This window comes from Colwellia sp. MB3u-55 (assembly GCF_014076785.1).
GTDB lineage: Bacteria > Pseudomonadota > Gammaproteobacteria > Enterobacterales > Alteromonadaceae > Colwellia_A.
This window is the reverse complement of sequence record NZ_JACGUS010000122.1, coordinates 345,625-358,154: the sequence shown is the minus strand read 5'-3', so window position 1 is coordinate 358,154 and position 12,530 is coordinate 345,625. Positions and strand designations below refer to the sequence as shown.

General features: G+C 36.8%; 11 protein-coding genes. 4 read left to right on the top strand and 7 right to left on the bottom strand.

Annotated elements, in window-relative coordinates:
* Positions 1–12: 12 nt before the first annotated feature.
* The 5 genes from H4J66_RS17775 to H4J66_RS17755 all read right to left on the bottom strand — a co-directional run bounded on the left by H4J66_RS17775 (position 13) and on the right by H4J66_RS17755 (position 5,308).
* Positions 13–1,263, bottom strand: coding sequence for a type II secretion system F family protein (locus H4J66_RS17775; RefSeq protein WP_182176263.1), 1,251 nt, complete (start codon positions 1,261–1,263; stop codon positions 13–15).
* An 82-nt stretch (positions 1,264–1,345) separates the two neighbouring features.
* On the bottom strand, positions 1,346–3,049 hold the full coding sequence (pilB, locus tag H4J66_RS17770) for a type IV-A pilus assembly ATPase PilB (protein ID WP_182176262.1): 1,704 nt from the start codon (positions 3,047–3,049) through the stop codon (positions 1,346–1,348).
* 165 nt (positions 3,050–3,214) lie between these two features.
* On the bottom strand, positions 3,215–3,661 hold the full coding sequence (locus H4J66_RS17765) for a prepilin-type N-terminal cleavage/methylation domain-containing protein (protein ID WP_182176261.1): 447 nt from the start codon (positions 3,659–3,661) through the stop codon (positions 3,215–3,217).
* Positions 3,662–3,821: 160 nt separating this feature from the next.
* Complete coding sequence (nadC, locus tag H4J66_RS17760) at positions 3,822–4,700, bottom strand: carboxylating nicotinate-nucleotide diphosphorylase (protein ID WP_409049368.1); 879 nt, start codon at positions 4,698–4,700, stop codon at positions 3,822–3,824.
* An 89-nt stretch (positions 4,701–4,789) separates the two neighbouring features.
* Positions 4,790–5,308 carry a TIGR02281 family clan AA aspartic protease gene (locus H4J66_RS17755; RefSeq protein ID WP_182176259.1) on the bottom strand — a complete coding sequence of 173 codons (519 nt, stop codon included), beginning with the start codon at positions 5,306–5,308 and terminating at the stop codon, positions 4,790–4,792.
* Between the two features lie 42 nt (positions 5,309–5,350).
* Between H4J66_RS17755 and ampD the strand changes: the two genes are divergently transcribed.
* Both ampD and ampE read left to right on the top strand, forming a co-directional pair.
* The gene (gene ampD / locus H4J66_RS17750; protein WP_259369170.1) at positions 5,351–5,944 is read left to right on the top strand and encodes a 1,6-anhydro-N-acetylmuramyl-L-alanine amidase AmpD; all 594 of its coding nucleotides are present in this window, start codon (positions 5,351–5,353) and stop codon (positions 5,942–5,944) included.
* 113 nt (positions 5,945–6,057) lie between these two features.
* Positions 6,058–6,981, top strand: a complete 924-nt coding sequence (gene ampE / locus H4J66_RS17745; protein WP_182176258.1) for a beta-lactamase regulator AmpE — start codon at positions 6,058–6,060, stop codon at positions 6,979–6,981.
* 79 nt (positions 6,982–7,060) lie between these two features.
* Here the strand turns inward: ampE and H4J66_RS17740 are convergent, their stop codons facing one another.
* Both H4J66_RS17740 and H4J66_RS17735 read right to left on the bottom strand, forming a co-directional pair.
* Positions 7,061–8,995: a DNA topoisomerase III gene (locus H4J66_RS17740; RefSeq protein WP_182176257.1), complete on the bottom strand. Its 1,935-nt coding sequence runs from the start codon at positions 8,993–8,995 to the stop codon at positions 7,061–7,063.
* A gap of 187 nt (positions 8,996–9,182) precedes the next feature.
* Positions 9,183–9,911 (bottom strand): cytochrome b/b6 domain-containing protein, encoded by a 729-nt coding sequence (locus H4J66_RS17735; protein ID WP_182176256.1) that lies wholly within the window; start codon positions 9,909–9,911, stop codon positions 9,183–9,185.
* Between the two features lie 363 nt (positions 9,912–10,274).
* On the opposite strand from H4J66_RS17735, the gene H4J66_RS17730 reads away from it, so the two are divergent.
* Both H4J66_RS17730 and H4J66_RS17725 read left to right on the top strand, forming a co-directional pair.
* Positions 10,275–10,502 carry a glutaredoxin family protein gene (locus H4J66_RS17730; RefSeq protein ID WP_070374757.1) on the top strand — a complete coding sequence of 76 codons (228 nt, stop codon included), beginning with the start codon at positions 10,275–10,277 and terminating at the stop codon, positions 10,500–10,502.
* Positions 10,503–10,621: 119 nt separating this feature from the next.
* A complete protein-coding gene (locus H4J66_RS17725; protein ID WP_182176255.1) occupies positions 10,622–12,517 on the top strand; it encodes a tetratricopeptide repeat-containing diguanylate cyclase in 1,896 nt (631 codons plus the stop codon).
* Positions 12,518–12,530 lie beyond the last annotated feature (13 nt).

Sequence of the window (12,530 nt, the reverse complement as noted above, 5' to 3'; positions counted from 1 at the left end):
TAGCGCGCGACACTAAACAATTTTACCTATTTCAAAAATAGGTAAGTACATAGCGATAATTAATCCGCCAATCACTACGCCGAGTACTGCCATTATCATTGGCTCTAATAAACTGGTCAGTGAGTCTACCGCGTCATCAACTTGTTGCTCATATATTGTGGCAACTTTGGCAAGCATATCATCCACAGCGCCTGATTCTTCACCAATCGCAACCATTTGTATAACCATATCAGGAAAGATATTACAGTTACGCATTGCTAAATTCATTTGCATACCCGATGACACTTCGGCGCGAATTTCAAGAATTGCAATACGAAAAACCGCATTACCAGACGCACCTGCGGCCGACTCTAATGCGTCAGGTAAGGGGACACCGGCAGCAAAGGTGGTAGATAAAGTTCTTGCGTAGCGGGCAACGGCTGCCTTTTCGAGTAAGGCACCAATAACCGGAATTTTTAATATTATCCTATCAACTCGGTCTCTAAAACTTTGGCTGTTAAGATGAGCTTTTTTAAAAAAGAAACTGGCAATAAATAGCCCCGCTAACCCTATATACCAATAAGCTTGCATAAATTCTGATAGGGCAATAACAAATAAAGTAAACGCAGGTAGCTCAGCGCCAAAGCTGGCAAAAATTTCTTGAAATACCGGCACGACAAAAATTAACAATATTGAGGTAACAATAAATGCTATCACTAATACAGAGATAGGATAAGTCATCGCTTTTTTAATTTTAGACTTTAATGCTTCGGCTTTTTCTTTGTAAGTCGCAATACGATCATAAATGGTCTCAAGTGCGCCCGATTGCTCGCCAGAACTGACTAAATCACAATATAAGTCATCAAAGTATTTAGGATGGTCGCGTAAACATCCAGATAAAGGAATACCCGATTGCAGTTTATTACTGATATCAGCTAACAATCTTTGCATATTGCCATTGCTATGACCTTTACCAATCATTTCAACCGTTTGTACTAAGGGGACACCAGCGCCAAGCATGGTAGCAATTTGCCGTGTAACAATGGCAATATCTGCAGGTATTATTTTTTTATCATTGGCATTACCAAAAATAGATTTGGCTTTCTTTTTTACTTTCCCTGGGGTAATGCCTTGTTTGCGTAGCTGAGATTTTAGTTCTAGTATGCTGGTCGCGGGTAGCTCACCATTAACTTTTTTACCCTTACGGTTTACCCCTTGCCAAACGAACGTATCAAGAGCTTTAGCTTGCGGTAAGTTTCTTTTTTTAGCCCCTGAAGTTGCCATATAGCGTTTACCTGTAACGTTAAAATATTAATCATTGTTAATACTAGTCAAGATCACTAAAAATAATAGTGAGCGGTTTATTTTATGCAGAAGTTACACGGTTTATTTCCGCCAAACTTGTTACCCCCTGATGGGCTTTTTCTAAACCTGATTGGCGTAAGTTATTGTAACCTTCTTTTTGACACTGCTGAGCGATATCCATAGAATTACCGCCTTCCATAATAATAGAAGACATTTTTTCACTGATTTTTATCACTTCATAAATACCAACACGACCTTTGTAGCCGCCCGTACATTGATTGCAACCAACGGGTTTAAATAATTTTATTTCACTAAGTTGTTCAGGGGTAAAACCTTGTTTTTCTAGTTCAGGTCTAGGTATAACATCTTCAACTTTACAGTGGTTACATAAACGTCTGGCTAAACGCTGGGCAATAATAATACTGACCGAACTGGCAACGTTATATGAAGGAACACCCATATTTAATAATCTAGTCAGGGTTTCTGATGCCGAGTTTGTGTGCAACGTAGACAACACTAAGTGACCGGTTTGCGCGGCTTTAATCGCTATTTCAGCAGTTTCAAGATCACGAATTTCACCTACCATAACAATATCGGGATCTTGGCGAAGAAAAGAGCGCAGCGCATTAGGAAAGGTTAAACCAGCACGCACATTAATTTGTACTTGATTAACGCCATCTAAATTTATTTCTACCGGATCTTCTGCTGTTGATATATTACGCTCTTCGGTGTTAAGAATATTTAACCCAGTATAAAGAGACACTGTTTTACCTGAGCCGGTCGGTCCTGTGACTAATATCATTCCTTGTGGCTGCGCTAAAGCGTCCATGTAAATTTTTTTTTGCGCCGGCTCATAGCCGAGCATTTCAATACCTAACATCGCGCTAGAAGAGTCAAGAATACGCATCACAACTTTCTCACCCCACATCGTCGGTAGCGTTGAAACACGAAAATCAATTGATTTTTTCTTGGACAAGGCTAATTTTATCCGTCCATCTTGGGGAACTCGCCGTTCAGCGATATCGAGCTTTGACATGACTTTTAAACGTGCCGCCATACGAGAGGCAAGTGATACGGGCGGCTTTGCCATCTCAGTTAAAATGCCATCAACACGAAAGCGTATACGATAAGATTTTTCGTAAGGTTCAAAGTGTAAATCTGAAGCCCCTTTGCGAATAGCATCAAGTAGTATCTTATTGATATAGACAACAATTGGTGCATCTTCTTTATCACCGGTAGCGCTATCATCTTCTTGGCGCTCCTCTTGAACGTCAATACCTGCAAGTTCAGCAGCATCAATATCAGTAATATCTAAAGCATTACTTTCTTCTTCCAGAATTTTATCAATAAAGACTTGTAAGTTTTGATCATTGGTTAACACTAATTCGGTAGGAAACCCGGTGTTAAATTGTATATCTTCTAACGCATCTAAATTGGTTGGGTCAGACATCGCGACAAATAACACTTTGCCACGTAAAAATAAGGGCAGTGCATTATGCTTGCGGATCAATTTTTCGTTGCGAATACCATCAGGGATCATCGTACTATCGAAAGTGTTAAGGTCGATTAGCGGAAAGCCAAAACTACGAGAGAGTACGGTCGTGATACTATCCGCGTTTAAATTTTTATCTTCAATAAGAAATCGTACAAAAGGTTTTGTTTGTTTAAGAAAGTCAGCACTGATGGATTCGACCATGTTTTCGGCGACAATATCATGCTTTAAAAGTGCAGTTAAAACACTTGATTGTTTATGATGACCTTTCATGGTGACCTTTTAGTGGTGAAGATAGCATTATGTATTTACTCATAATGTTAATGCTAAGTATAGCTTAATTCATTTTTGACTTTATGAAAAATAAGAAACTATAAATATTAGTAATAAAAAAAGCTCCTCTCGGAGCTTTTATTTTTTAACGTTATCATTAATTTATTAACAAAGGGTTGTGCAATTATCAGACCAAGTGATTTTACCAGTTGTATATGCGCCAGTTAATACATAAGTATCAGTTGCTAAAATACCGCCTTGTTCAACAGGAACTACAGTAATGATAACAGCATCTGCTGCGCCACCAGATATTGTGACAGACGTTACTATACCGGAAGCTGTAGCAGCGGCAGGTACTCCACCTACACTGTGACCACAGCTAGCTGGTACAAGTGTACCCTCAACTTGTGCACAAACTTCAAGAGCTGTTTTATATGAAGAAGAGGCTAACACCACTTCTGTGTATTTGGCTTTAGTTGTATATGATTGATAAGCAGGTAGTGCAACTGCCGCTAAAATACCGATGATCGCAACAACGATCATTAATTCAATAAGGGTAAAACCCTTTGCTTTATTTAAAGATTTATTTCTTAAAGATTTAACATTGTTCATAATAGGTATATCCATACATGATTACGGGGGCTGAATTTATATTGCGACAAAAATCAGGAAATGTAAAATTTTGTGACACTTTTTTTATCATTTTTTTGATATTAGTTAAAAAAAAATCAAAAAGTAACATCTTTTTAACTAATTATGACACACTAAAATGTTAAACAAAGCGCATAGAAAGGTCAATAGCATTGATATTTTTAGTTAATGCGCCCACTGAAATAAAATCGACACCTGCTTTTGCATAGCTTTTTAGTGATTCTATGGTCATATTGCCAGAAACTTCTAATTTGGTTTTACCTTGTGAAATTTCAGCGGTTGCTATAACCGCTTGCTCAATCATTTCATGACTAAAGTTATCAAGCATAATAATATCGCTGCCAGCCTTTAATGCTTGAGTGAGTTCTGCGATATTTTCAACTTCAACTTCAACCGTTTTATTTGGATGGTTTTTTCGAGCCGTTTGAATCGACTTCTCGATGCCACCACAGGCGGCAATATGATTTTCTTTAATTAAAAAAGCATCAAATAAACCAATACGATGATTAACACCGCCGCCACATGTTACCGCATACTTTTGCGCACTGCGTAAACCAGGCACTGTTTTTCGGGTATCAAGTAACTTAGTGTTACTCGCCGATAATTCTTTAACATAGCGACTAGTTAATGTTGCGGTTCCTGAAAGGGATTGTAAAAAATTTAAAGCACATCGTTCGCCAGTAAGAAGAACACGTGCGTTTCCAGATAATTCAAATAAAGTGCTATTGGCTTTGACACTTTCGCCGTCGTTAACAAACCAAGTAATATCCGTTTTTGTCTTATGTATCACATCGAGCTGGGCAAAAACTTCGTTAACCCAAGCCACACCACAAATAATACAATCTTCACGGGTAATGATATTAGCAACCGCTATATTTTTCAGTGGAATTAGCTCAGCTGTAATATCTTGGCTATTTTTTAATGCGTCGGCGTTATCAACACCTAAATCTTCACATAATGCCCAAGTTACTGTTTTTTTAATATCGTGTTGTAGTTGCACAGAAAGCATTGAATTTTATTCTCTTGTTGGTAAATAATTAAGTGAGTTTTTAGTGGGGCGTTTATCGCCAGTAAATCACAGCAGGTAGATCATTGCTCGCGTAAAATAAGTTTCTTACCTATCTGGCTGAATTCTACCCTTTTTAATGCACTCATGCCCAATAGAATTTCATTAGACTGCATGCTGGGATTGATGTGGGCGCTAACATCATACAAATAAATATTACCAATACTGAGCTGTTGTAATTCAGTTTGATAAACAGTGGTAGTGCCATTGGCCGTATTAACAAGTGACGGTCTGTTTCCCTTGAGCTGCAATTGCTCTGCTATACAAGCGGGAATCGACACTTGTGTTGCTCCAGTATCGAGTAAAAAAACCACAGGCATCTCATTTATTTCACCATGTGCTACATAATGACCTTGGCGGTTTTGTTGTAACGTTACTTCCGCTTTACCCTGTGCATTTAAACTCATCTGCGGATCTTTGTTAGGATCCCATTGCTTATCAAGTACATCTTGAAAAAAAAACACCATTAATGCCAACGCAATTAACCACGCTAACCAAATAAATATTTTTCCCATTTTGTTTGTCGAATCAAATTCAGTCATACTCTGTTCACAAATTTTGAAATTAAATATTAACGCTATTGTATGACGAAAGACTTAAAAAATAAATTGTCCGCCAAGCAAAATAATAATATGCCTATTATCAGTGGCTGGCTTGTGAATGAAGAACAACAAAAATCACCACATTTTAGTGTGCGAGATAAAAATGATACGGTTCATTTATTGGTGGTACATAATATCTCATTACCGCCAAATCAGTTTGGTGGTGGCTATATTACTGATTTTTTTTTAGGAAAGTTAGATAGTAAAGCACATTGTTATTTTGAAGAAATTGCCCAGCTAAAAGTTTCTGCTCATTGTCTAATAACCAGAGTAGGGCATATTATTCAATACGTTTCATTTGATGATAAAGCTTGGCATGCTGGTGTATCCTCCTATCAAGGACTTGATAAATGTAATGATTTTTCTATTGGTATTGAGCTTGAAGGCGCTGATGATATTCCTTATGAAGCAGCGCAATATCATACTTTGGCGCAATTAACCCAAGCATTGCAACAATGTTATCCCGACATTAAAAGTAATATAGCTGGGCATAGTGATATTGCGCCAGGGAGAAAGACAGATCCAGGTGATGCTTTTAATTGGCAACATTTTCATGATTGTTTAAAGTCTAGTTAATTCAATAGCAAAGGGTATATACTCGTTACCAATGAAAATGCAGATATCAGAGTGTTTGAATGGCCACGGCGATATACTCATTCTACAAGTGGATAATAAATTAGGAAAACTATATGAGTCTTATTAGCTTACTTATTGCCTTGGCGGCAGAGCGTTACTTGTCGACGACAGCGTGGCAATTTCAAACCTATTTTCATGCTTATGTTGATCTATTTAAACGCACTAAATTAATGCATTTAGCCAAACTGTCAATTGTCTCACAGCTTATCTTTATTGCCATCCCCGTTGTTGTTTGTGACTTATTGCTCGAGCTCGTTGATGATGGCTTACTCTATTTAATCTTTTCAACCTTGATTTTGATTGTTTGTTTTGGTTGTACGAAAACGCGGCAGAGCTACAAAGCTTATTTATTGTCGGCTTTTCGAGGCGAGCCGACAACATGTGAATTGCATCATAGCCAACTGCAACAAGATACCTGCAGCGCACCAATGAGTTTTGGTCAATTATTAGTATGGTTAAATTACCGATATTTTATTGCTATTATGATTTTATTCGTTGTCTTTGGACCTGCTGGTGCATTATTTTATCGTCTACTAGTGACCATGAATGAATGTCCTGAAGTGCTTGCAGAAGAATGTTCAGACAAGCAAGAAAAAGCTAACGCTGAGGTTGATGAAGCCGATGTTGAAGTAAATAATGAGGTTAAAACAACAGATTCTATCGAAAAAAATGAATCTCAGTTATTGAAAGATATGCTCTTTTGGGTCGACTGGTTGCCAGTACGCATGGTTGCTTTTGGTTATATGCTGGTAGGACACTTCTCAAAAGCCATGCCGGTATGGTTAGAAAATTTATTTGATATCAACAAGCAGCCCAACCAAATATTAATTAGTGTTGCGCAAAAGTCTGAAGATTTTATGGTTGACCCTGATGACTGTACTGCTGAACCTTGTTTATTAGTGAGGTTGGCAAAGCGGACTCTGTTGTTATGTCTAGCTGTTATAGCGGTATTAATATTAACTGGTATCCTTAACTAATCTCTTTTATATACTTTTTGGATGGCACCTCGTGACATTCTTTTTCAAGTACTGAGTAGAGTCAATCATCAGTAAAATATTACCCTGCCTTTTTAAAGCGCGTCTTTCTTTTTGATTTTCGCTTAAAAGGCACTTTGGGTAATTGCTCAAAAGACTGTTGTTCAGCTTGAATGACCATACTTTTTAGCGTTGCAGTCAACGGCGTAATAAAATTTTGATAGTTACTTCTCCGCTCACTAATATCATTAAGTGTTGCTTCCCACTGTGCGGTCATATCAGGCGTAGTTGCTATTTTAGGTAAAGCGTTAATTAGTGAAGTGCCAATATCTGTAGCCGTTATATTTTTACCAATACGTTGTAAAAACCCTCGTTTAAAAAGTAGATCAATAATTCCTGCACGTGTCGCCTCGGTACCCAAGCCATCAGTTTCTTTGAGGATCTTTTTAATCTCGGAATTTTGTACAAAACGGGCAATACCTGTCATGGCGCCGAGCAGTGTTGCATCGTTGTAAGGGGTTGGTGCTTGTGTCACTTTTTCAGCAATTAAACCTTGTTGGCAATGCAGTATTTCGCCTTGGGTTAATTTTGGCAATAATTGCTCTGTAAAAGATGCTTGGTCATTACTTGTTTGGGGCGTTTTTTTTGTTTTGCTTGATTGGAACATGATTTTCCAACCAAGTTGCTGTGGAACTTTAGCATTAACGGTGAATTTACCTTGCGCTATCTCTAATTCTACTTGTGTTTGTTGGTAACAATAAGGCGGGTAAAATTGTGCTAGATATTGGCGAACAATGAGCTGATAAATGTTTTTTTCAAAAGAGTTAAGAGAAATATTATTGGCTGACTTCTCTGTAGGAATAATCGCATGGTGAGCACTTACTTTACTGTTATTCCACGCCTTACCTTTAACCGTGCAGTTGGCATTTTTGGCAAACTCGGCATACTTGTCCTTTGACTCTGCTAAAATTTGTATAATAGCTTTGGCTTGTTGATGATGTTCTACCGGCAAGTATCTAGAGTCTGATCTGGGATAGGTGATTAATTTATACTTTTCATATAATGCCTGACAAACATCCAGTACTAGTTTTGCATTCATTGAAAACAGCTTCGCGGCATCAATCTGTAATGCTGACAAATTGTAGGGCAGTGCGGCAAATTGCTTTTTGTCTTGTTCGGTAAGCAAGGTCACTATAGCGGGCTTATCTGTGATACGACTAACAACGTTTTCTGCGAGTGCTTTATTAATTATTTTTTTATTTTCATCCATATAGGAAGTACAAGCTTGACTCGGCTGCCATTTTGCGATGAATTTTTCACCGCCAGGAGTGATAATATCGGCATAAACATCGAAATAATCATGGGGAACAAAGTCTGCGATTTGGCGATCTTTCTCAACCACTAAACCTAACAAGGGCGTCTGTACTCGCCCTACAGAAAGCACACCATTAAAGCCTACTTTTTGTCCTTGCAAAGTATAGGCGCGGGTAAGGTTAATACCGTATAACCAATCAGCACGTGAACGAGCCAGCGCTGATACAGATAAAGGCATAAAATCTTGGTTACTTTTTAATGCGTTAAGTGACCTTTTTACTGCCGGTAAATTTAAATCGCTGATCAATAAACGTTTTACTTGCTGTTTTTTTGTCTTAGACACTTTTAAGAAATCAATTACTTCATCAACTAATAATTGACCTTCTCTGTCGGGATCACCAGCGTGAATAATTTCACTGGCATTTTTTACCAATTTTCGTAAGACATTAAGTTGTGAACGTGTTTGAGCTTTTGGGGTCAGTTGCCATTGCTCGGGAATAATAGGCAAATGCTCCATTCGCCACTTTTTAAAGTCATCGTTGTAAACTTCTGGATCGGCTTGCTCAAGAATATGACCAATACACCAACTCACGATATCACCATTGCCGAGCGCTATATAGCCTTGTTGACTTTTATGGGGTTTGGGTAAAGCTGCCGCAATGGCACGTCCTAAACTTGGCTTTTCGGCAATATATAGTTTCAATAGAATTTCCAAGGGTTCAATACTAACCATTAGAATAAGTTTAGCACAATAACTGGTTTTTTATACAGTGCTTATTCTCAGTTATAGTCAAATTGTTTCATCCGTAACTAGGTTTAGTTAGGAGGCGACCCACTTATTCACTATGTGGTGAGTAGGTCATTATCACAGCGGTAGGATAAAAGTAGTTTTACTTGTCTTTAGGTAAATATTTAAAGCCGTGGATCATTGAAGAAACAATAGAATGTTTTTCACGTCGCTCAGCAAAAAATACCGCTAAAATATGTAGTGGGATCAACAGCAACAAAAAGTAAAAGCTGTAAACGTGAGCAGTTATAAAAGGCTTTCTTACATTACGCATTTCTTTATAAGCATCTGCATCAACATTTTCTTTACTGTAAGGCTTAATTAAGGATACTTGGCTTTTATCTTGAGCTATGTTGCTAGCAAAATACTGCCCAAAAGGAGGATAATAAATGTCAGTACCCGCAATCACTAAACCTGAAATCATTTGAATAGAAAGACTTAACATTAAAGCGCCAACCATAAGTTTACCCAGTGGACTATGACCTTTAAAGGTCTTATTTTTATCTTTTTTGAAATCGGCTAGTTCTTGTTTAAATACTTTGTTAAAAGGCAGTGTTTGTCCCCAGCGTTCATAACCTTTACCAATAAAACCAAGAATAATTCTAAAAATTAAATTTGCAGCAAAAACATAGCCCACACATACATGTATTGTTTTAAGCAGTATTTTACCTTCTGTTGAGATACCTAGGTCTTTACCAAAATAAATAACGCTACCAATAACAATAAGCAAAAGTACTGACAAGACATTCAACCAATGAAATAAACGAATATTTCTACTCCAAACAAAAGTTTTTACTATAGTGGAACTGATATTTACTGGGTTATCTTGCATGATGATGACTCTTTTTATTTGTTAACATTTTGCCTGTTTTTTAATAATAACCGAAATATTTATCTGCTTCTAACACTAAGTGATGGTTATTTGGATTATTGGTTACGAGTTATCTTATAGTAGTTGTGTGTCATTACAATTAAGCGGTGTTATTCTATTTTTCTGACGATTACCTAGCAGATAATTTAATTTAATTTTCTGCAAGTGTCAGCGTTTTTCAAGGTAAGTTCCTGTAAACTAGACAAACAGCCGTAAAATAATTCTGTGTATTAATTCTGTGCATTATAGTGTGTATTATGGACACCCATTTAACATTTATTTGTTGGAGGTCATGCAGCGAATAAATAACCAAGGAAACTTAGCATGAAGAAAATTGTCTTATATAGTATGAGTAACTGCCCTCATTGTGACACGGCGAAAGCGTACTTAGATAAAAACAACATTGCTTATCGTTTATGTAATGTGAAAACAGCCGCGGGACAAAAAGAGTTTCGCAGAGCAAACTTTAGATCCGTACCGGTAATAAAGATAGGCGAAGAATATCTGCAAGGTTTTAAAGTGGCGGCTTTTAAAGCGCTTTACGAGGATTAATATTGGTTAATATATTGCTGATGATACAATTTTATGGCTTTAACTCGTTTTAAAAAAAGGTCTATGTTAAGGTTAAAATACTTACATTAATTAACAAGATCATTAATTACGGATGTGTAATGAAATTTGATTTTTATCGGTTTTTTTCGGTTGTTGTTATTATATTTTTTTTGTCCTGTAGTCAATCACAGGCAAATAGTAGTGGCCAATTAGCCGCAGAACAAACCGATGAGCTAAGTCGCTTATTGAATATGGATGAAGAAATACGACAACAACCTCTACAGTCTTATCAACAATTATTAAACGCAGAAAAATCTTTTTCAACTATGCCAAAGCTACAACAATCTTGGTGGTTGTTACGTAAAGCTCAAGCAGAAAATTTACTCTATTTTTATGAAGACTTTAATAAGACCGTCGCACTAGCCAAAACGCTTATTGACAACAAAACTCCATTAATAATTCAAAGTCACCTTTATATTTATCAGGGGATAATTTATCGTCGTCATGCTCAGTATGCAGATTCTGTAATTATTCTACGAAAGGCTATGTCTATAGCAAAAAAAAATAATTTAACTTACCTTTTTATTCTTGCTAAACAAGAGCTTGCTTTTACAAAAAGTATAACTGAGCTCTTTGAGCTATCATTGAATGAAATGCAAGAAGCTTACTTAGACGCTTATTCGCTAAAAGAACACTTTCTAATTGCTGTTATCAATGAAACCTACGGTGCTATTTATGGCTATATGGACGATTATGAAAAATCGATAGAATATTACCAAAAAGCATTAAATACTTATGAACGTTTAAATTATCCAGCTCATATTTCAGAGGCTATTTATGGCATTGCTGTAACTTATCGATATTGGCAAAAATATGATTTGGCAATTCGCTACTTCGAGCTTTATCAAGAAAAAATTGCCTATACCCCTAACACTGAAATTTCTTTTTTTTCAGCTTACGGTTTAGGTATGACACTGGCCGAAAAAGGCGATTGTGTTAAAGCTATCAATGTTATTAATCATGCCCTAACATTAAATGGCTTGATTGATTATAATGCCGAATTATATAAGCAACAGGTTCACTGTTTTATTATCTTGGGTGAGTTAGCACAAGCGCAAGCATCGTTGACTAAAGCTGAAAATATATTCATGTCTTTACCTGAATTAGTCGGCACTAAGTGGCAATTAGAAGTTATAAAGCTTGGCTCAGAGCTTGCTCACGCAAGAAATAATGACAGTGAAGCTTTTCAATTATCTCGACAGTACTATCAAAAATACAATGAGTTATTGGTAAAAAATTCCAGCACACGATTAACCACAGCGCGTGCTGCGATGGAAAATGAGCGAAAATATATCGAACAAGCACTTACCCTGCAACGAGAAAAGGTCGCCGCTTTAGAAAATGATTCTTATGATCAACAAAAATTACAGAACCTTTATCTACTGATTTTTATGCTATGTGCCGGTGTGGTTGTTATTATCGTGATAACCATTCAGTATAAAAATAATAAGAAAATGTATGCACTGTCCATTAAAGACCCATTATCAAATTTATATAACCGTCGCTATATTTTTGAGTACTTATCGAATTATCTTAATGATGTCTTAGTCGAAAAAACTGAACTTTCGGTCATTTTATTTGATATTGATGATTTTAAAATGGTCAATGATAAGTTTGGTCATCCTGTTGGTGATACAGTTATTAAAAAAATAGCTGATCTTTGTCATGATGTCTTTCGTAATGAGGATGTCATTGGCCGTGTTGGTGGAGAAGAATTCTTATGTATTTTACCTCGTACCGACGAAAAGCAATGTAAAGTAATTGCTGAACGTTTTTTAAAAAAAATAAGTCAGCAAGATTTCCTAGTCGACCCAAGTTTACAGTTAACCGTAAGTATCGGTATAGCAACCTTGTCTCAACTTAGCCCAACGAGTGAAATGTTATACCTACATGCCGATACTGCCCTTTACCAGGCAAAGCGTAACGGTAAAAATAATGTGGTTATATATCAATAGAAAGCCATTATCT